Genomic DNA, 20,168 nt, shown 5'->3' with positions numbered 1-20,168 from the left:
GCGGTGCCAGAGCCGGCCCGACCGGCGCGCTTCACATGGATGGTCAGAGGATGCTGTCAAGCGACACTGCTACGAGCTGTCTCTAATGCATTGCTGAGCTCGTGAAGCTCGTAGGGTTTGCGCAATAGCAGAAACTCTGAACCTGATTTCCGGGAGGCGTCACTATAGCCCGTCGCAAGCACCACCGGCATGTGCGGGTGACTCCGTCTGAGATTGCGAGCGAGGCCGAGACCATCCAACTTTCCCGGCATCACAATATCACTAAATACAATGTCGATGCCGTCGCGCTCAATCTCGCGCATTGCGGACTCTGCGTCCGTTACCCATTTCACGCGATATCCCAGCTCTTCCAAAAGAACGGTGCTGGAGGTTGCGACATCTGGATTGTCTTCAACGAGAAGAACGGTGCCGGCACCTTCGGCCAGAACCTCTGCTTCATGCACGCCAGCATGGCCCTCTCCGCGCGGGAGCCGAATGACGATTTCCGTGCCTGCGCCGAGCTTGCTTTTGATTTCTACACTGCCGCCAGCCTGGTTGACAAAGCCATGGACTTGCGAGAGCCCCAATCCCGTTCCCTTGCCGACAGGCTTGGTCGTGAAAAAGGGATCGAACACCTTCGCAATGACATCCTCAGGAATACCAGCGCCGGTATCGATCACTTTGATATTCACATGCTCGCCTATATCTTCTCCGTCCGCGACACGATGATTTTCTGCTGTGATCGTCAACGTGCCCCCGTCGGGCATGGCATCACGAGAATTGATGCCGAGATTGATGATTGCGGTCTCGAGCTCGGTTGGATCCGCGAAGACCGGCCAGACTCCGGCGGGTACGGAGATTTCGAGCTTTATCGCGCTGCCTAGGACTGTGGCCAAGACTTCGCGTACAGCTTGCACAGTCTCTCCAACGTCAAGCAGCACCGGGTCGACTTGTTGGCGCCGCGCAAAAGTCAGCAGTTGGCGCGTCAGTGCCGCCCCGCGGCGAACGCTTGCCTCAATCGCTTCTGCTGCCTTGACCACGCGAGGGTCAATGGCGTGGCGCTTGATAAGCCGAGCGTTACCTGTAACCGCCATAAGCAGGTTATTAAAGTCATGTGCCACTCCACCGGTCAGCTGACCGAGCGCATCCATCTTCTGTGATTCAGCCAGCTGCCTTTGCATATTTTCAAGTTGCTGCACCGCCAGGCGTCGTTCTGTGATGTCGCGCGTAATCTTGGCAAAGCCGATCAACTCGCCTGCATCATTGCGGACGGGATCGATGACCACACTCGCCCAGAAAAACGTGCCGTCTTTGCGAACGCGTAAGCCTTCCTCCTCGTAACGGCCGTTCTTACGGGCAGTCTCCAGAGCACGCGCCGGCTTTCCCGCTTCGCGATCACCAGGGGTGTAAAATCGCGAGAAGTGCTGTCCGATAATTTCTTCGGGAAGATAGCCCTTGATTCGCTGGCCGCCCAAGTTCCAGCTGGTGATCCGACCTTCCGGATCAAGCATATACAAAGCGTAGTCGGTGACATTTCCCACCAGCAGGCGAAAATGGTTCTCGCTCTCGTTTAATGCGAAGCGCGCCTGCATCCGCTCGGTGATGTCCCGCGTGATTTTCGCGAAACCGACAAGCACACCATCTTCATAAATGGCATCAATGACGACGGAAGCGAAAAATCGCGAACCGTCCTTACGCATCCGCCACCCTTCCGCTTCGAAGCGCTTGTCCCGCCGCGCGGCCTCTAGCGCAGCAGCGGGAAGTCCGGCTTCGCGATCCTCCGGGGGGTAGAAAACCGAAAAATGCTGACCCACGATTTCATCTGCGGAATATCCTTTGATCTTCTCGGCGCCTGTATTCCAATTTGATACAATGCCGTTCAGGTCCAGCAGATAGATCGCATAATCTGTGACGCCTTGAACGAGGAGCCGAAAGGCGCGCTCGCTTTCGAAAAGACCGCGTCCAGCGTTATTTGTCTCTGCCATCGTTCACTTCCCGCGAAACTACTAACGCGTGTCCGGTTTGGCGGTGCCCACAAGGCTGCACCGCTGTCGGCACGGCGACGGAGAGATCCGCAAGGTCTTCAGCGTAAGCCGTCATGCGCGGGACACAAGAAGACAGTTTTTGGCGGAGGCGGAACTAACGAAGTGCCAGGGAGTTAAGCGCTGTTTAGGCGAAGTCGACGCGGCGCCTAAGAAGGCCGCCGCAGCTTTGAAAAATTCGTCGCGATCTGTCCAATCCACGATCCGTATATGATCAGTGCGATCACAACCGCCAATCCTGCAAAGACCCACGACGGCGTCTCTGATTGAGGCACGTTGACCGTGCAAAAAGTTACCGCGTTATAATGTACGGCAAGTCATTGAAAGTATTGGAATCGGAAAATGACGTGGCGATCCCAGCAGGATTCGAACCTGCAACCCACGGAGTAGAAATCCGTTACTCTATCCAGTTGAGCTATGGGACCGGCGCGTCGTCATATCATCGTCGGTATGGCTTGGACAGACCGGGTAAATTGGCCGGATTCGGACACGGTTTTCAAGCGTTTGGGCGGTTGGTGGGCTGGCCTTTCTCTTGCTGATTGAGCGGTGAACCCGCGATTTCAGCCAGAAAGTGTGCCGACTTGATCCGCTTTTCGTCCCAAAACCGAACGTCCGTCTGTGCCTTCGACGTCGCTTCGATACCTGTCCCGTTCGGGGATGCCTTCGCAGCTTGGGGGCTGGCAGATTGGCGGGCCCTAAGACTCCGACGGCGGGGGCCGCGATGGTGGCTTATCGTCCTTGCTATTGTCACTGGAGATGCCGCGCTGGCCGGTCTCGCCTGGCTCGCCGTCGATGTGGTCCTCAAATAGCTGCTCCGGGAAGCCGTATTGCCTAGTCACGAAACGGCCGGCCATATAGGAGATCTGGCACGCGATCAGACATCCGGTCGTGACCGCCACACCGCCCAGCGCCGGAAATCCCTGGCCCCATGTCACGGCGGCGGACAGGACAGCGACCAGCACGGTCGTCACGACAATGACCCATACGGGGCCGACCAGTCCGACGGCGAGGCCCGCCAGTGAACTTGTCGCCAAAAGAAGTTCGATCATGATGCGATGCGCCCAGAACGACCGAGCGGGCGGGCGATCGCCGTGATCATCCGGTGCCGCAAGGCACACCCATCTGACCGCAGCTGGAAGACTTGGGTACCCGTGATCTCCAGTCGTCCCCAACAGGCTGCTTTTAGTCTTAACGTGTCGCGTTTGATTAAAACGCGTAGGGGGCGATCGCGGGCCGGGCCGGCCGTTCATGCGCGTATGACCCGTTGTAAAACTGTCACCAAAATCGTCGGGGCGTGCTCGAACCGTTTCCTGCACAGACGCGACCAATCGGCGGTGACGTGGCTTTGCTTTCGGCAGGGCCCGTCGCCATGATGCCCGCGGCTTGCGCGTGGGGCTGCGATTTGAGTTACCCGGGTTCGTCACATGATGTTGCCAGCAATCGTCGTGTCTCGCGTTGCGCCGGTCGAGCGACTCGCGAACAAGCTGGCCATGAGTCCGTCACCGTTTTTACGCACATTTGAATCCAGGCGGCATTCGTCCGTGCAGGGGAGTTGTCCATGATTGGTCTGGTTCGCGCCGTCACTGTCTGCGCCACACTGGCGTTCGGCCTCGTCTCGGCTCACGCGGCCGACAAGGCTTTCCGACGGGATGAGCTGGCGGATTCCGCGATCAAGCTCGAGGCGCAGATCAAGAGCGAGGCGGGGCCCGTCGCCAAGAGCGCGGCAACGCTGCGCACCGACGCGGACGCGGCCTTCAAACGCTCGGATTTCCGGGCCGGTCTGCAGACGCTGGGTCAGATCGTGGCGATTGCGCCCGATGACAGCGCCAACTGGCTGCGGCTCGCCAAGACGATCTTCCAGATCCGCCCGGCAACCTCGTCCGAAACCACCTTCCTGCGCGAGCGCGCCGCGACCGCCGCCTATATCGCCTATCAGCGCGCCGGCAATGCCGGTGAGGAGGCCGAGGCGCTGGCCGTGCTTGGCCGGGCCATGGAAGAACGCAAGCTGTGGCGCCCGGCGCTGGACGCGCTGCGCCTGTCGCTCGAGATGCGCGAAGTCGCCGACGTGCGCGGTCAATACGAGAAGCTGCGCGACGATCACGGCTTCCGGTTGCTCGATTACACCGTGGACTCGGATTCCGCCTCGCCGCGGGCCTGTTTCCAGTTCTCGGAAGAACTCGCCAAGCGGGTCGATTTCGCGCCGTTCCTGGCGCTCGCCGGCAGTGACAAGCCGGCACTGACCTCCGAGGAGAAGCAGCTCTGCGTCGAAGGCCTCAAGCATGGCGAGCGCTACAATATCAACCTGCGCGCCGGTCTGCCGTCGACGGTGAAGGAGAGCCTGCCGAAGTCGGCCGAGTTCAACATCTATGTGCGCGACCGCAAGCCGTTCGTGCGTTTCACCGGCCGCGCCTATGTGCTGCCGCGCACCGGCCAGCAGGGCATCCCCGTGGTCTCGGTCAATACCCAGGCGGTCACCGTCAATGTGTTCCGGATCGGCGACCGCAACCTGATCAACACTGTCATAGGCAGCGACTTCCAGGCGGCACTGAGCAAGTACCAGCTCGAGAGCCTCGGCGACGAGCGCGGCATGAAGGTCTGGACCGGCGAGCTGGCCACGGCGTCGACGCTCAATGCCGACGTCACCACGGCATTCCCCGTCGATCTGGCCATCGGCGAGCTGCAGCCCGGCGTCTATGTAATGACCGCGGCGGCCAAGGGGCCGGGCTCAGGCGGTGGCGATGACGACGGCTCGCTGGCGACCCAGTGGTTCATCGTGTCGGATCTTGGTCTCACGGCTTTCTCGGGCAATGACGGCATCCACGTCTTCGTCAATTCGCTCGCTTCGACCGATCCGATGGCCAAGGCCGATGTCCGGCTGGTCGCGCGCAACAACGAGATCCTTGCGACCAGGAAGACCGACGACTCCGGCCATGTGCTGTTCGAGGCGGGGCTCGCCAAGGGCGAGGGCGGTCTGTCGCCAGCATTGCTGACGGTTACCAGCGACAAGAACGACTATGCATTCCTCAGTCTGAAATCGAACGCCTTCGATCTCAGCGATCGTGGCGTTTCGGGCCGTGCGGTTCCTGCCGGTGCCGATGCCTTCGTCTATGCCGAGCGCGGCGTCTATCGTTCCGGCGAGACGGTCTATCTCACCGCGCTGTTACGTGACGGACAGGGCAATGCCGTCACCTCGGGCCCAATGACTCTCGTGGTCGAGCGCCCCGATGGCGTCGAGTTCCGCCGCGCCGTCCTGCCTGACCAGGGCGCAGGCGGTCGCAGCCTGACGCTGCCACTGAATTCGGCGGTTCCAACGGGCACCTGGCGCGTTCGTGCCTTCACCGATCCGAAGGCGCCGTCGGTCGGCGAGACCACTTTCATGGTCGAGGATTACGTCCCGGATCGGATTGAATTCGATATATCTTCCAAGGATAAGCTAATCAAAGCTGATGCTCCTGTAGAACTTAAAGTCGATGGTCGTTTCCTCTATGGCGCGCCCGCGTCGGGCCTGCAGCTCGAAGGCGATCTGCTTGTCAGCCCTGCCGCGAACCGCCCAGGATTCGCTGGCTACCAGTTCGGCGTTGCCGACGAGGAAAGCGCCAGCAATGAGCGGACGCCGATCGAAGGCCTGCCGGAGGCCGATGCCAATGGTGTCGCGACGTTCCCGGTCAGCCTCGCCAAGCCGCCGTCCTCGACGCGGCCGCAGGAGGCGCAGATCTTCATCCGCATGACCGAAGCCGGCGGCCGCGCCGTCGAGCGCAAGTTCGTGCTGCCTGTTGCGCCGAGTGCGCCGATGATTGGCGTGAAGCCACTGTTCAAGGACAAGAATGTCGCCGAGGGGGACAACGCCGCTTTCGACGTGGTGGTCGTATCGCCGGAGGGAACCTCGCTGGCCCGTAGCGGCCTGCGTTACGAATTGCTGAAGATGGAATCCCGCTACCAGTGGTATCGGCAGAATTCGTCTTGGGATTATGAACCAGTCAAATCGACGAAGCGCGTCGCCGATGGCGATCTCACCATCGCCGCCAATGCGCCGGCCCGCATCTCGCTGCAGCCGCAGCCCGGCCGCTATCGGCTCGACGTTAAATCGAACGAAGCCGACGGCCCGATCACCTCGGTGCAGTTCGATGTCGGCTGGTATTCCGACGGCAGCGCCGATACGCCGGACCTGCTGGAGACCTCCATCGACAAGCCGGAATATCTGTCGGGCGACACCATGATCGTTTCGGTCAATGCCCGCACCGCCGGCCTGCTGACCATCAATGTGCTGGGCGATCGCCTGTTGACCACCCAGAGCATCGCCGTCAAGGAAGGCCAGTCGCAGATCAAGATCCCGGTCGGCAAGGACTGGGGCACAGGCGCCTATGTGGTGGCCACGCTGCGCCGACCTCTCGACGCCGCCGCCAAGCGGATGCCCGGCCGCGCCATCGGGTTGAAGTGGTTCGGTATCGACAAAAAAGCACGCACGCTCGACGTCGCACTGTCGCCGCCGGCGCTGATCCGGCCCAGCACGACGCTGAAGCTGCCGGTGAAACTCGGCGGGCTCAATCCCGGCGAGGACGCCAAGATCGTGGTGGCTGCGGTCGATGTCGGCATTCTCAACCTGACCAATTACAAGCCGCCAGCGCCGGACGATTACTATCTCGGCCAGCGCCTCATGACGTCGGAAATTCGCGACATCTATGGGCAGTTGATCGACGGCATGCAGGGCACTCGCGGTCAGTTGCGCACTGGCGGTGATAGTGCCGGCGCGCAGATCGAGGGCTCGCCGCCGACCCAGAAGCCGATGGCGTTGTATTCCGGCATCGTCACCGTGGCCGCCGACGGCACTGCGCAGATCGAGTTCGAGATTCCCGAATTCGCCGGCACTGCCCGTGTGATGGCCGTGGCCTGGACCGCGACCAAACTCGGCCGCGCCACTGTGGACGTCACGGTGCGCGATCCCGTGGTGCTCACTGCGACCCTGCCGCGGTTCCTGCTGTCCGGCGACAAGGGCACCATGAGCTTCGACCTCGACAATGTCGAAGGCGCACCGGGCGACTACACCATCGCTGTAAAGACCTCCGGCCCCGTCAAGGTGACCGGCAATCCGGCGACGACGATCAAGCTCGCGGCCAAACAGCGGACCTCGATGGCGCTGGCCATCGATGCATCCGGTGCGGGCACGGCCCAGTTCGACGTCGATATCAAGGGACCGAACGGGCTGACGCTGGCGCGGCACTATGTGCTCGACGTCAAGGCAGCCACGCAGGTTCTGGCGCGTCGCTCGATCCGCACGCTGGCCAAGGGCGAAAGCCTGACGCTGACTTCGGACATGTTCTCCGACCTCGTCCAGGGCACCGGCGGCGTCTCGCTGTCGGTCAGCCTGTCCACGGCGCTCGATGCAGCGACCATCCTGAAGGCGCTGGATCGCTATCCCTATGGCTGCTCCGAGCAGATCACCAGCCGCGCGATGCCGCTCCTCTATGTGAACGATCTCGCGGCCGGCGCGCATCTGGCGATGGATACCGGTGTCGATCAGCGCATCAAGGACTCGATCGACAGACTGCTGGCGCGTCAGGGCTCGAACGGCTCGTTCGGCCTGTGGTCGGCGGGCGGCGACGATGCCTGGCTCGATGCTTATGTCACGGACTTCCTGACCCGCGCTCGCGAGAAGGGGTTTGTGGTGCCGGACGTGCTGTTCCGTGCCGCGCTGGACCGCGTGCGCAATTCGGTCGTCAATGCTGACGAACCGGAGAAGGACGGCGGTCGCGATCTCGCTTACGGCCTCTATGTGCTGGCCAAGAACGGCACTGCGCCGATCGGCGATCTGCGCTATCTCGCGGACACCAAACTGAAGAACCTGGCGACGCCCATCGCCAAGTCGCAGCTGGCGGCGGCGCTGGCGCTGGTCGGTGACCGTGCCCGTGCAGAACGTGTCTATGCGGCGGCCGTCGAAAGCCTAGCGCCGAAGCCGGCCATCGAATTTGGCCGCGTCGATTACGGCTCGGCGCTCCGCGACGCGGCTGCACTGGTCTCGCTGGCCAGCGAAGGCAATGCGCCGCGTGCAACGCTGACGCAGGCGGTCCAGCGTGTCGAGGCCGCGCGCGGCCTGACGCCGTTCACCTCCACGCAGGAGAATGCGTGGCTGGTGCTGGCGTCGCGTGCGCTGGCCAAGGAAGCCAACACGCTGGCGCTCGACGTCAACGGCTCGGCTGTGAAGACCGCGCTCTATCGCAGCTACAAGGCGGCGGAGATGTCCGGGCAGCCGATCAAGATCACAAACACCGGCGACACACCGGTGCAGGCGGTCGTCTCGGTGTCCGGTTCGCCGATCACGCCAGAGCCGGCGGCATCCAACGGCTTCAAGATCGAGCGCAATTATTTCACGCTCGACGGCAAGCCCGCGGATGTCACCAAGGCCAAGCAGAACGATCGCTTTGCCGTGGTGCTGAAGATCACCGAGGCCAAGCCGGAATACGGGCACATCATGGTGGCCGACTATCTGCCGGCCGGTTTCGAGATCGACAATCCGCATCTAGTGTCGTCGGGCGACAGCGGCACGCTGGACTGGATCGAGGATGGCGAAGAACCTGAGAACACAGAATTCCGCGACGACCGCTTCACCGCGGCGATCGACCGGAAGAGCGACGACAAGGCGGTGTTCACCGTCGCCTATATTGTTCGGGCGGTATCGCCCGGGAAGTACGTGCTGCCGCAGGCCTATGTGGAGGACATGTATAATCCGTCGCGCTACGGGCGGACGGGGACGGGCAGTGTCGAGGTCGCGAAGGCGAAATGAGCGAGGGCACGTCCACACCACACACTCCGTCATCCCCGGGCTTGTCCCGGGGATCCACGTCTTCTTGTGTGGATCGTGGGCAAGACGTGGATGGCCGGGACAAGCCCGGCCACGACGTGAGGAGAGGCTGGTGGCTTATCCGAAAGGCTGTCGCCGCTGCCACCGTAGTTGTGGTCCTGACTGGTGCAGCGACCGCCGCGTGGGTGGCCTCCCTCGGCCCTTTGCCGCTCGACCAGGCGCGCAAAATCTCCACCACCGTTATCGATCGCAACGGCAAGCTCCTGCGCGCCTATGCCATGTCCGATGGACGCTGGCGGCTGCCGGTCGACGCGAGGACGTCCGTCGACCCCGGTTATCTCAACATACTGCTCGGCTATGAGGACAAGCGCTTCTACAGCCATCATGGCGTCGATCCACTGGCGCTTGGCCGCGCCGCGCTGCAGCTCGTCACCCGCGGCGAGATCGTGTCGGGCGGTTCGACCATCACGATGCAACTTGCGCGGCTGATCGAACCACGGCAGCAACGCTCGATATCGGCGAAGATCAGACAAGCCGTCCGTGCGCTGCAGATCGAGCGGCAGATGAGCAAGGATCAGATCCTCGATCTCTATCTGGCGCTGGCGCCGTTCGGCGGCAATCTCGAAGGTCTTCGCGCCGCGTCGATCGCCTATTTCGGCAAGGAGCCCAAACGGCTGTCGCTGGCGGAATCTGCATTGCTCGTAGCGCTGCCGCAATCGCCGGAACACCGCCGGCTTGATCGCCATCCCGGCAATGCCCGCGTGGCGCGCGACCGCGTGCTCGAACGTATGGTCGGCGAGGGCAGGGTGTCGGCTGCCGATGCCATGCAGGCAAAATCCGTCAGCGTGCCGAAGCTGCGCAAGCCGATGCCGATCCTGGCGCCGCATTCCGCGGATCAGGCCATGTCGCTGCACAGAGATCGCCCCATCATCAAGCTGGCGCTCGATGCCGGGATCCAGCGTGCGCTTGAAGGCCTCGCGCATGACCGCGCGGCGACGCTGGGCAACAATATCTCCATCGGCCTCATCGCTGTCGATAACGAGAGCGGCGACGTGCTCGCCCATGTCGGTTCGCCCGACTATTTCGACGATCGCCGCGCCGGGCAGGTCGATATGACCCGCGCGGTGCGTTCTCCGGGCTCGACGCTGAAGCCATTCATCTATGGCCTCGCCTTTGAAGATGGCTTCGTGCATCCGGAAAGCCTGATCGAGGATCGGCCCGTTCGCTTCGGCAGTTACGCGCCGGAGAATTTCGAAATGAGCTTTCAGGGCACCGTGCCGGTGCGCAAGGCGCTGCAGCTCTCGCTAAACGTCCCGGCTATCGCACTGCTCGATCGTGTCGGCGCATCGCGGCTGTCGTCACGGCTCAAGCAGGCGGGTGGCAATCTGGTGCTGCCGCCCGGGGAGGCGCCCGGTCTGGCCATGGGCCTCGGCGGCGTCGGCATTACGCTGCAAGACCTCGTCCAGCTCTATACAGGCGTGGCGCGGCTCGGCAGTTCCAAGCCGCTGCGGGAGATCATGCAGGCCAATGGCGGCGACGATCGCGAGCCGTTGCGGTTGATGGATCCGGTCGCAGCTTGGCAGGTCGGCAATGTCCTGATCGGCACGCCGCCACCGGAGAATGCCGCGCATAACCGGATCGCCTTTAAGACCGGCACCAGCTACGGCTATCGCGACGCTTGGTCGGTCGGTTTCGACGGACGGATGACCATCGGCGTCTGGGTCGGCCGGCCCGATGGCGCGCCGGTGCCCGGCCTGGTCGGTCGCACGGCCGCGGCTCCGATCCTGTTCGATGCCTTTGCCCGGACCGGCAAGCTGCCGGCTCCGTTGCCGAAGGCGCCCAAGGGCGTGCTAATGGCCAATAATGCAAAATTGCCGCTGCCGCTGCGTCGGTTCCGCCCGGTCGGCGAGTTGATCCGTACCGGCAGCGATCAGGCCCTGCACATCCAGTTCCCGCTGAACGGTTCCCGGATCGATGCCAGTGGCGGCGAGGGGCAGCTTTCGGGAGTGCCGGTTAAGGTGGCCGGCGGGGTGCTGCCCATGACCGTTCTGGTCAATGGCATGGCTGCTGGGGAACTCGACAGCCGGCGCCAGCGGCTGGTCGATCCGCCTGGTCCGGGTTTCGTCCGGCTGACGGTCATGGACGCCATGGGCACCGCAGACACAGTTGTGGTCAGAATCCAATAAGCACGGGCTAACTGGTTGTCCGGTCGGCGGTTTCAGCGTATGCGACAGGCATGGCCGAGACCTATCCAAGACCCCGATTTGGCGCCCCGCGCGAGCCGAAAACCCGTGTCGATCCAGGCAGCAGGCTGGTGCGCGTGCTTGATTTCGTCAGCTCCGGCCATGCCTGCGCAGTCGCGTTCCTAACCATTTGCGGGTTCCTGTTCTTCCTGCCCGGCTTCTTCACTATCCCGCCGATCGACCGTGACGAAGCGCGCTTCGCGCAGGCGACCAAGCAGATGGTCGAGACAGGCGATTTCGTCGACATCCGGTTCCAGGACGAGGTCCGCTACAAGAAGCCGGTCGGCATCTACTGGATGCAGGCGGCCGTGGTCGAGACCGCTGAGGCGCTGGGCTTGCAGAACGCCGAAGTTCGCATCTGGCTCTATCGCGTGCCATCGCTGATCGGTGCCATTGGTGCAGTGTTGCTGACCTATTGGACCGCGCTGGCCTTCCTGGCGCGGCGCGGCGCCGTGCTGGCTGCGTTGATCATGTGCAGTTCGGTCTTGCTCAACGTCGAGGCCCGGCTCGCCAAGACCGATGCGATGCTGTTGCTGACCGTCATCGCCGTGATGGGCGCGATGGCGCGGATTTACCTGGCGTGGCAGCGCGGCGAGGAGGCCGACAAGTCGCGCTGGCAGGAGCCGGCGGTGTTCTGGACGGCCATGGCGATCAGCATTCTGGTCAAGGGCCCGCTGATCCTGATGTTCGTCGGGCTGACGATCATTGCACTGGCGATCATGGATCGCTCGGTCGCATGGCTGTGGCGATTACGGCCGCTGGTCGGCGTCATCTGGATGCTGTTGCTGGTGCTGCCGTGGTTCGTCGCGATCTTCCTGAAGTCGGGGCAAGCGTTCTTCTCCAATTCGCTCGGTGGCGACATGCTGAGCAAACTGGCTGCACAAGAATCCCACGGCGCGCCTCCGGGCATGTATTTCCTGCTGTTCTGGATTACCTTCTGGCCCGGGGCACCGCTGGCCGGTATGGCCACGCCGGCGATCTGGCGCGCGCGCCGCGAGCCCGGCGCACAATATCTGCTGGCCTGGCTGATCCCATCCTGGATCGTGTTCGAAGTCGTGATGACCAAGCTGCCGCATTACGTGCTGCCGCTCTATCCGGCGATCGCCATCCTCGTCATCGGCGCGCTTGAACGCCAGGTGCTGGCGCGCAATTGGCTGGCGCGCGGCGCGGCTTGGTGGTTCGCGATCCCGGCGCTAACCGCTGTGGTCGCCGAGATCGGTGCCGTCGCGATCGTCCGCCACCCGGTGTTTCTGGCCTGGCCATTTGCCGCCGCAGCACTGGTGTTCGGCCTGTTTGCCTGGTGGCTGTATGATAACGCCCGCGCAGAACGCTCGTTGCTGAATGCGGTTGTGGCCTCATTGTTCATGAGCGCCGCCTTTTATGGCGTGCTGCTGCCGTCGCTCCGACCGCTGTTTCCGAGTGTGCAGATCGCACGTGCGCTGCGTAACGTGGTCTGCGTCGGTCCCAAGGCTGCGGCAGCGGGATATCACGAGCCGAGCCTGGTGTTCATGACCGGCACATCCACACAACTCACTGATGGTGCCGGCGCGGCGGATTTCCTCGGGCAGGGCAGCTGTCGCTTCGCGCTTGTCGAATTGCGTTCAGAACGCCAGTTCGCGATGCGCGCCGAGGCCATCGGCTTGCGTTACAACATGGCAACCCGCATCGACGGCTATAACTTCTCGCAGGGTAAAGCGATTTCGGTGGCGATCTATCGCTCCGAAGGGACCGAGTAATGGTAGCCCCGGACAAATCGCAGCCACAGACCTATCTGTCGCAACTCGTTGCGCTTGTCTGGCAGTCATTCGCACAGCTTGTTCGCGCACCGTCGCATTCGCGGCGTGCCGAAGCTGCTCGTTATTGGGCGCGCCGTTCGCTGGCGCTTGGCGCCGTGACAGCCGTGATCATCATCGCGCTGATGTTCATCGTCGATGCCACCGAGATCGGACTGATGCCGGTGCGGGGCACGGCCGGCCTGTGGCCGCTGCGTATCTTCACTGACTTCGGCAAGGACGAATATGTCCTGCTGGCGTTGTTCGCGTTTATGATCGTTCTGGCCCTGCTGGCGCCGCTGCGGCACGGCACGTCGCGCGCCGTACTTGTCAGCTTCGGCACGCGCATTCAGTACATCTTCCTGTCGGTCGCGCTGTCGGTCTTCGTGGCTGAAATCATCAAAGGTATGCTCGGCCGTGGCCGGCCTTTCGTCAGTGGCGCGGCAGACCCCTTTCACTTTTCGCATTTCGCCTGGACGCCGGCCTATGCCAGTTTCCCGTCGGGTCATGCGACCACGAGTTTCGCATTGGCTTTCGCGGTCGCCGCGCTTTGGCCGCGGCTGCGCACGGTGATGATCGTCTACGCCGTCGCCATCTGTGCCAGTCGGCTCGTCCTGCTGGCGCATCATGCCAGTGACGTGGTCGGCGGCGGGCTGGTCGGCTGGATTGGCGCCATGACGGTGCGATACTGGTTTGCGGCCCGGCATCTGGCTTTCACCATCCACCAGGACGGCACGATCGACCCGCTGCCAGGGCCGTCCGCAGGCCATCTCAAAAGGGTTGCCCGCGGGACCGCGGCCCCATAATAAGCGGTCTTCGCCGGGCCGGCTGCGACAAGTTCCCGCAGGACCGTCCTCCAACCAAGAGCTCCGATTTGTCCGCTCCCGAAGCTGCCCCCGTCGATGTCTCCATTGTCGTGCCCGTGCGCAACGAGCAGGACAATGTCGCGCCTTTGATCGCCGAGATCACCGCTGCGCTCGACGGCCGCTGGCCCTATGAGATTATCTACGTCAATGACGGCTCGACCGACGCCACGCCGGCTCGGCTGGCCGAGCTGATGCAGACGCGCAGCAATCTGCGCCGTATCGACCACGCCGCATCATCGGGCCAGTCGGCCGCCGTGCGTACTGGCGTGCGCAACGCCCGTGGCGCCATCGTGGCCACGCTGGATGGCGATGGTCAGAACAATCCGGCATTCCTGCCCAACTTGATTTCGGCCATTCAGGATGGCGGCGGCCGTGTTGGTCTCGCCGCCGGGCAGCGCGTTGGCCGCAAGGATACCGGCTTCAAGAAAGCGCAATCGAAGATCGCCAATGCTGTCCGCAACGCGATCCTGAAGGACGGCACCCGCGATACCGGCTGCGGCCTGAAGGCGTTCCGCCGCGATGTATTCTTGTCGATGCCTTATTTCGATGGTCTGCATCGCTTCCTTCCGGCCCTGGTGCGCCGCGAGGGCTTCGACATCGCCTATGTCGATGTCACCGATCGGCCGCGCCATTCCGGTGTGTCCAATTACGGATTTTTCGATCGACTCTGGATAGGCATCATGGATCTTGCCGGCGTCTGGTGGCTGATCCGCCGCAAGCGTACGACGCCGGTCGCAACCGAGTTCAAATAAATGCTGATTCAATACGGTCAGGCGCTTGGCGACTATATCTACGACGTCTTCGTCGCGAAGTTTGATTTCTGGCTCGCCTTTGGCTTGATCGCGCAACTGCTGTTTACCGCGCGCTTTCTCGTGCAGTGGATTTCCAGCGAACGCGCCGGACAGAGCGTTGTGCCGATGGCGTTCTGGTTTTTCTCGATGGCCGGCGGCTTCATGACGCTGATCTACGGCATCGCCAAGCGAGAGCCGGTGATCATCCTCGGCCAGGCCTTCGCCACGGTGATCTATGTCCGCAACATCATGCTGATCATCAAGAACCGCGGCAGCGGATCGAAGACGCTGTCGAATTGACAACACGAAGGCTTCGTTATCGCGTCAACGCGTCGATCCGGTCGGGCGGCAGCAGGGACGCGGTTCGAACAACGGCGATATCACCGAGCCGCATTGAGTGCAGCAAAGCCCCGTTCGAGATCAGCCTTCAGGTCATCCACGCTTTCTAGGCCGATATGGAATCGCAATGCGGGACCGCCGGGTGCCCATGTGGTGGCACTGCGGTAGTCCGAGCAGTCGAACGGGATGACGAGACTCTCGAAGCCGCCCCAGGAATAACCCATGCCGAACAGCTTGACGGTATCGAGCAGGGCATCGACGGCCTTTTGCGGCGATGGCTTCAGGATGATGCTGAACAGACCGGATGCGCCGGTGAAGTCGCGCTTCCAGATTGCGTGGCCGGGATGATCCGGCAAAGCGGGATGCAGCACCTTCAGCACTTCGGGGCGGGTCTGAAGCCACTGCGCCATCTCCAGCGCCGAGCGCTGATGATGTGCGAGCCGCACCGACATAGTGCGCAGACCACGTAATGCGAGGAACACGTCGTCCGGTCCGGCACAGGTGCCGAGCAGCTTGATGCCCTCCTGGATCAACGGCCACGCCGCGCCATTGGCGGAGATGGTGCCGAACATGATGTCGGAGTGACCTCCGATATATTTGGTCGCCGCTTGGATGCTGATATCGACGCCTTGTTCGAGCGAGCGATGATACAGCGGCGTGGCCCAGGTGTTGTCGTCGAGCACCAGCGCGCCGCGCGCATGCGCAATGCCGGCAATGAGAGGCACATCCGGCATTTCGAAGGATTGTGAGCCCGGCGCTTCGACCAGGACGGCGCGGGTATTCGATTTGAACAGCGCTTCAATGCCGGCGCCGATCAGCGGATCGAAATAGGTGGTCTCGATGCCGTAGCGTGCCAGCATGCCGTTGCAGAAATTGCGTGTCGGCCGATAGGCGCTGTCGCTGACGAGGAGATGATCGCCGGCCTTGAGCACCGAGAGCAGAGCGGTCGAGATCGCGGCGAGGCCCGATGGCACGAGCCCCACGCCGGCACATTTCGGGCCTTCCAGTGCCATCAGCGCTTCCTGCAATGCCTTGGTGGTCGGCGTGCCGTGGCGGCCATACTGAAACTCGCCGCGATGCGCGTGGAGGTCGTCGGCGGTCGGATACAGCACCGTGGAGCCGCGCACGACCGGTGGATTGACGAAGCCCCGCTGCGATTTGGTGTCGCGGCCGGCGGTGACGATCACGGTGTCCGTGTCGAGCGAGGTGGTGCCGTGATTATCGTTCGAAGCTGTCATAATGGGGCCGCCGGTCTGCAGGTGTTGCAAGGCCATTGGCATCTGGGTTGCCGAATGGCTGGTTCCGTCACTAAGAGGACACGGCGGATGGCCGTCAACCCCTTGACCCGGCTGGCTGATCGTTCTCTGTTGCGGACCTCGCGATCCCCCGCGGCACGTTGAGGGGCCTGCCGCGAAATCTGCGATTTCCTGCTGATTCGTACGGTCTTTTTAGATCGTCTCTGCTGTCGTTCGCCTTTCCGGTCGGGCCATTCACGGCTATGGAACTGATCCGTAGGCTCGTCATTCAATTCTTTGCGTCGACCGAGCGTCCTGACGTCCCCAAAGAGGCCTTACATGAAACGCGCAACCTTGATGTTCTCTCTCGCTCTTGCCGCCAGTCTGACCGCGCAAGGCGCATCTGCGCAGACGCTCAAGACCGTGAAGGACCGCGGCATGCTGTCCTGCGGCGTCACCCAGGGCTTGCCGGGTTTCTCGGCGCCGGATGACAAGGGCAACTGGGTGGGCTTCGACGTCGACCTGTGCCGCGGCATCGCGGCGGCGATCTTCAACGATGCTACCAAGGTGAAATATGTGCCGCTCTCGGCGAAGGATCGCTTTACTGCCTTGCAGTCCGGCGAGATCGACGTGCTGTCGCGCAATACGACCTGGACCCTGTCGCGCGATACGTCGCTTGGCGTGAACTTCGCCGGTATCAACTACTATGACGGCCAGGGTTTTCTGGTCCGCAAGGCGCTCAAGGTGAATTCGGCACTCGAGCTGAATAGCGCCTCGATCTGCCTGCAGACCGGCACCACCAACGAGCAGAATGTTGCCGACTATTTCAAGGGCAACAACATGAAGTATGAAGTGATCGCGTTCTCGACCGCCGACGAGACTATCAAAGCCTATGAGTCGGGCCGCTGCGACGTCTTCACGGCTGATCTCTCGCAACTTTATGCAGAACGCCTGAAGCTCACAGTGCCTGCAGATCATGCCGTGCTCCCTGAGGTGATTTCCAAGGAGCCGCTTGGCCCATTGGTGCGTCATGGCGATGATCAGTGGCTCGATGTGGTGCGCTGGACGCTGTTCGCGATGGTCAATGCCGAAGAGCTCGGGATTACCCAGAAGAACGTTGATGACCAGGCGAAATCCGACAAGCCAGAGCTGAAGCGCATCTTCGGCACCGACGGCAATCTCGGTGAAACGCTGGGCCTCACCAAGGACTGGTTCGCGCGCATCATCAAGGCGACGGGCAATTACGGTGAGGTGTTCGACCGTAATGTCGGCGCAGGCTCGAAGCTCGGGATCTCGCGCGGACTGAACCAGCTCTGGAACAAGGGCGGCATCCAATACGCACCGCCGATCCGCTGAGCGCATCATCGCCCGTGGCGACATCGACCGAAGCCAGAAAACCGCCGCTGCAACTCGTTGCAAAACTGCGACGTGTGCTGGGCGGGCAGGCGGGCTGGAGCGGCTTTGTGCTCCAGGTCGTGTTCGTCGCAGCCCTTGTCTGGATCGGCTATGAGATCGTCGAGAATGCACGCTCCAACCTGGCCGCGCAGAAGATCGCATCCGGCTTCGGATTCCTATCAAATACCGCGGGCTTTGCGGTCAGTCAGGCGCTGATCCCGTATTCGGAATCGGACACCTATCTGCAGGTGTTTTTCGTCGGCCTCGTCAACACACTCGTCGTGTCGCTGATCGGCATATTCTTTGCGACCATCATCGGATTCATCGTCGGCCTCGGCCGGATGTCGCCGAACTGGCTGCTGGCGCGGATCGCAGGCGGCTATGTCGAACTGATCCGTAACCTGCCGCTGCTGTTCCAGATCCTCTTCTGGTATCTCGCCGTGCTCGCCACACTGCCGCAGCCGCGGCAGAGTATCTCGTTGCTGGACAGTTTCTTTCTTAGCAATCGCGGCTTTGGATTGCCGAAGCCGATCGGGACGGAGGCTTTTACGGCGTTCGCGGTCGCTGTGATCGTTGCGATCATCGCCGCGCTGGTGTTGCGCGTTTATGCGCGACAGCAGCTCTTCGCCAAGGGGCGTGTAATAGCCGTCTGGCCGATCACCTTGGGCTTGCTGATCGGTTTGCCGTTGCTGACGGTGCTCGTGCTCGGCAAGCCCGTGACATTCGAGTATCCGGTACTGAGAGGCTTCAATTTCTCAGGCGGCCTGCGTGTGCTGCCGGAATTCGTCGCGCTGACACTAGCGCTCTCGACCTACACCGCCGCCTTCATCGCCGAGATCGTGCGCGCAGGCGTCCAGTCGGTGCATAAGGGACAGGCCGAAGCGGGCGCATCGCTTGGACTTAGCCGGGGTGCAACGCTCCGACTGATCGTGGTGCCGCAGGCGATGCGCGTGATCCTGCCACCGCTGACCAACCAGTATCTCAACCTCACCAAGAATTCGTCGCTGGCTGTTGCCATCGGCTATCCCGATCTGGTCTCGGTCTTTGCCGGGACGACCATGAGCCAGACCGGGCAGGCCATCGAGATCATCGCCATCACCATGGCGGTCTATCTCGTGATCTCGCTGGTCACGAGCGCGCTCATGAGCGTCTATGGCTGGCGGATCTCGCGGAGCATGGGCGCATGAGCGATACCAGCTTCGTTGCAAGAGAACTGGTTGCAGAGCGCGCCGCTCCGGTGCGCAGCACGGGTTTCGTCGGCTTTGTGCAGACACGGCTGCTGAATTCACCGACCAATATTCTGCTGACTGTCATCAGCCTGTTGCTGCTGTGGTTCACCATTGCCCCCACGGTCAAATTCCTGCTGATCGACGCCGTCTGGCAGGGGCAAGACCGCACAGCGTGCCTGCCGGAAAACGTTGGCCACGCCGTTGGCGCCTGCTGGCCGTTCGTGCAGGCCAAGTTCACGCAGTTTATCTACGGCTTTTATCCTGAGTCGGAACGCTGGCGCGTCAATCTCACTTTCCTGCTGGGCGCGCTATTGCTGTTGCCGCTGCTGATCCCGCGTCTGCCCGCGAAGAGCGTGAATGCCGGACTGTTCTTCCTTGCCTTCCCTGTCGTGGCGTTCTTCCTGCTGTATGGCGGTGGCATCAATGGCTTCGGAATCAGTTGGGCCACGGATTTTCTGTCGACCGTCGCGGTCCACATCACGGATGTCGGTCGCCGGCTCAGGGGCATCGGCCTTCTGTCCGATATTGCTGTCATCGGTTATCCGCTTACGCTGATAGGCGACGGCGTCGTAGCATTCGGCGACGGCCTGCAACTCGTCGCGCTGCCGTTTGAGTGGTTACGCAACGAAGGCGTCAATCATGGCAAACCTGTCTGGTTCGAACTGACGACAACCGCCATCATTGTCTCGCTGCTTATGTTCTTGTTGAACGGCCACTTCCGCAGCGGCTGGCGTGCGCTGGCCAACAGTATCTCCGTCTTCGCTGGCATCGCCGTCGTCATCGCCCTGCTGCGGCTTGATCGTGGCGGATTGCCGATCGTCGATACGCGGCTCTGGGGCGGATTGCTGGTGACGCTGGTGGTGTCGATCACAGGCATCGTCACGTCGATGCCGGTTGGCATCGCGCTGGCACTTGGCCGACGCTCGACCATTCCGTTGATCCGGCTGTTCTCGATTGCCTTCATCGAATTCTGGCGCGGCGTGCCGCTGATCACCGTATTGTTCTTTGCGACCTATATGCTGCCGCTGTTCCTGCCGGGCAATTTCACTGTTGATGGGCTGGTGCGCGCGCTGATCGGCATAGCGCTATTCGCTGGTGCCTATAATGCCGAGGTGATCCGCGGCGGGTTGCAGGCGATCCCGCGCGGTCAGGCGGAGGCGGCAAGTGCGCTAGGCCTGTCCTGGTGGAAGACCACGCGTCTTGTGGTGATGCCGCAGGCGCTGCGCCATGTTATTCCCGGCCTCGTCAATAGCTTCATCGCGCTTTTGAAGGATACGTCACTGGTGTCGATCGTGGCGCTGTTCGATTTGCTCGGCCAACTCCGCGCGGCGTTCGCAGATCCGAACTGGTCGACGCCGACGACCTTGTTCACCGGTTTTGCCTTTACCGGCATCATGTATTTCGTGATGTGCTTCGGCATCTCGCGCTATTCGCTATTCGTCGAGCACCGGCTCAATGTGCATCGACGGAGTTGAGGTGAC

Annotated in this window: 12 protein-coding genes and 1 tRNA gene; 9 read left to right on the top strand and 4 right to left on the bottom strand. The window is 62.2% G+C overall.

The window, feature by feature from the left end:
* Nucleotides 1–56: 56 nt before the first annotated feature.
* The 3 genes from AB8B02_RS10670 to AB8B02_RS10660 form a co-directional block, all read right to left on the bottom strand.
* On the bottom strand, nucleotides 57–1,964 hold the full coding sequence (locus AB8B02_RS10670) for a hybrid sensor histidine kinase/response regulator (protein WP_175368983.1): 1,908 nt from the start codon (nucleotides 1,962–1,964) through the stop codon (nucleotides 57–59).
* Nucleotides 1,965–2,369: 405 nt separating this feature from the next.
* Nucleotides 2,370–2,446, bottom strand: a tRNA-Arg gene (locus AB8B02_RS10665).
* Nucleotides 2,447–2,716: 270 nt separating this feature from the next.
* The gene (locus AB8B02_RS10660) at nucleotides 2,717–3,070 is read right to left on the bottom strand and encodes a hypothetical protein (RefSeq protein WP_120289641.1); all 354 of its coding nucleotides are present in this window, start codon (nucleotides 3,068–3,070) and stop codon (nucleotides 2,717–2,719) included.
* A gap of 509 nt (nucleotides 3,071–3,579) precedes the next feature.
* Between AB8B02_RS10660 and AB8B02_RS10655 the strand changes: the two genes are divergently transcribed.
* From AB8B02_RS10655 to AB8B02_RS10630, 6 genes are all read left to right on the top strand, one after another.
* Nucleotides 3,580–8,799, top strand: coding sequence for an alpha-2-macroglobulin family protein (locus AB8B02_RS10655; protein ID WP_439063911.1), 5,220 nt, complete (start codon nucleotides 3,580–3,582; stop codon nucleotides 8,797–8,799).
* The gene (gene pbpC / locus AB8B02_RS10650) at nucleotides 8,796–11,003 is read left to right on the top strand and encodes a penicillin-binding protein 1C (protein ID WP_439063910.1); all 2,208 of its coding nucleotides are present in this window, start codon (nucleotides 8,796–8,798) and stop codon (nucleotides 11,001–11,003) included. Before AB8B02_RS10655 ends, pbpC begins: the two co-directional genes overlap by 4 nt.
* Before the next feature lie 50 nt (nucleotides 11,004–11,053).
* A complete protein-coding gene (locus tag AB8B02_RS10645; RefSeq protein WP_439063909.1) occupies nucleotides 11,054–12,796 on the top strand; it encodes an ArnT family glycosyltransferase in 1,743 nt (580 codons plus the stop codon).
* Entirely contained in the window at nucleotides 12,796–13,638 is an 843-nt protein-coding gene (locus tag AB8B02_RS10640; protein WP_439063908.1) for a phosphatase PAP2 family protein, read from the top strand. The genes AB8B02_RS10645 and AB8B02_RS10640 overlap by 1 nt, the downstream gene beginning before the upstream one ends.
* A gap of 68 nt (nucleotides 13,639–13,706) precedes the next feature.
* A complete protein-coding gene (locus AB8B02_RS10635) occupies nucleotides 13,707–14,450 on the top strand; it encodes a glycosyltransferase family 2 protein (RefSeq protein WP_184516724.1) in 744 nt (247 codons plus the stop codon).
* A complete protein-coding gene (locus AB8B02_RS10630; RefSeq protein ID WP_092143185.1) occupies nucleotides 14,451–14,789 on the top strand; it encodes a lipid-A-disaccharide synthase N-terminal domain-containing protein in 339 nt (112 codons plus the stop codon).
* An 80-nt stretch (nucleotides 14,790–14,869) separates the two neighbouring features.
* Here AB8B02_RS10630 and metC read toward each other — a convergent pair whose 3' ends face one another.
* Nucleotides 14,870–16,066, bottom strand: coding sequence for a cystathionine beta-lyase (gene metC, locus AB8B02_RS10625; protein WP_175368989.1), 1,197 nt, complete (start codon nucleotides 16,064–16,066; stop codon nucleotides 14,870–14,872).
* Between the two features lie 336 nt (nucleotides 16,067–16,402).
* On the opposite strand from metC, the gene AB8B02_RS10620 reads away from it, so the two are divergent.
* The 3 genes from AB8B02_RS10620 to AB8B02_RS10610 are packed head-to-tail and all read left to right on the top strand — an operon-like array spanning nucleotide 16,403 to nucleotide 20,162.
* Nucleotides 16,403–17,419, top strand: a complete 1,017-nt coding sequence (locus AB8B02_RS10620) for an amino acid ABC transporter substrate-binding protein (RefSeq protein ID WP_093758538.1) — start codon at nucleotides 16,403–16,405, stop codon at nucleotides 17,417–17,419.
* A gap of 14 nt (nucleotides 17,420–17,433) precedes the next feature.
* Nucleotides 17,434–18,645 (top strand): amino acid ABC transporter permease, encoded by a 1,212-nt coding sequence (locus AB8B02_RS10615; protein ID WP_184516721.1) that lies wholly within the window; start codon nucleotides 17,434–17,436, stop codon nucleotides 18,643–18,645.
* Nucleotides 18,642–20,162, top strand: a complete 1,521-nt coding sequence (locus AB8B02_RS10610; protein ID WP_184516718.1) for an amino acid ABC transporter permease — start codon at nucleotides 18,642–18,644, stop codon at nucleotides 20,160–20,162. The genes AB8B02_RS10615 and AB8B02_RS10610 overlap by 4 nt, the downstream gene beginning before the upstream one ends.
* Nucleotides 20,163–20,168 lie beyond the last annotated feature (6 nt).

This window comes from Tardiphaga sp. 862_B3_N4_1, from assembly GCF_051811085.1.
In the GTDB taxonomy this organism is placed as follows: Bacteria; Pseudomonadota; Alphaproteobacteria; order Rhizobiales; family Xanthobacteraceae; genus Tardiphaga; species Tardiphaga robiniae.
This window is presented reverse-complemented; position numbering and strand designations above follow the sequence as displayed.

Coding starts and splice junctions, on each gene's coding strand:
- AB8B02_RS10670 (WP_175368983.1), bottom strand. CDS start 1,964: ATGGCAGAGACAAATAACGCTGGACGCGGTCTTTTCGAAAGCGAGCGC.
- AB8B02_RS10660 (WP_120289641.1), bottom strand. CDS start 3,070: ATGATCGAACTTCTTTTGGCGACAAGTTCACTGGCGGGCCTCGCCGTC.
- AB8B02_RS10655 (WP_439063911.1), top strand. CDS start 3,580: ATGATTGGTCTGGTTCGCGCCGTCACTGTCTGCGCCACACTGGCGTTC.
- pbpC (WP_439063910.1), top strand. CDS start 8,796: ATGAGCGAGGGCACGTCCACACCACACACTCCGTCATCCCCGGGCTTG.
- AB8B02_RS10645 (WP_439063909.1), top strand. CDS start 11,054: ATGGCCGAGACCTATCCAAGACCCCGATTTGGCGCCCCGCGCGAGCCG.
- AB8B02_RS10640 (WP_439063908.1), top strand. CDS start 12,796: ATGGTAGCCCCGGACAAATCGCAGCCACAGACCTATCTGTCGCAACTC.
- AB8B02_RS10630 (WP_092143185.1), top strand. CDS start 14,451: ATGCTGATTCAATACGGTCAGGCGCTTGGCGACTATATCTACGACGTC.
- metC (WP_175368989.1), bottom strand. CDS start 16,066: ATGACAGCTTCGAACGATAATCACGGCACCACCTCGCTCGACACGGAC.
- AB8B02_RS10620 (WP_093758538.1), top strand. CDS start 16,403: ATGAAACGCGCAACCTTGATGTTCTCTCTCGCTCTTGCCGCCAGTCTG.
- AB8B02_RS10610 (WP_184516718.1), top strand. CDS start 18,642: ATGAGCGATACCAGCTTCGTTGCAAGAGAACTGGTTGCAGAGCGCGCC.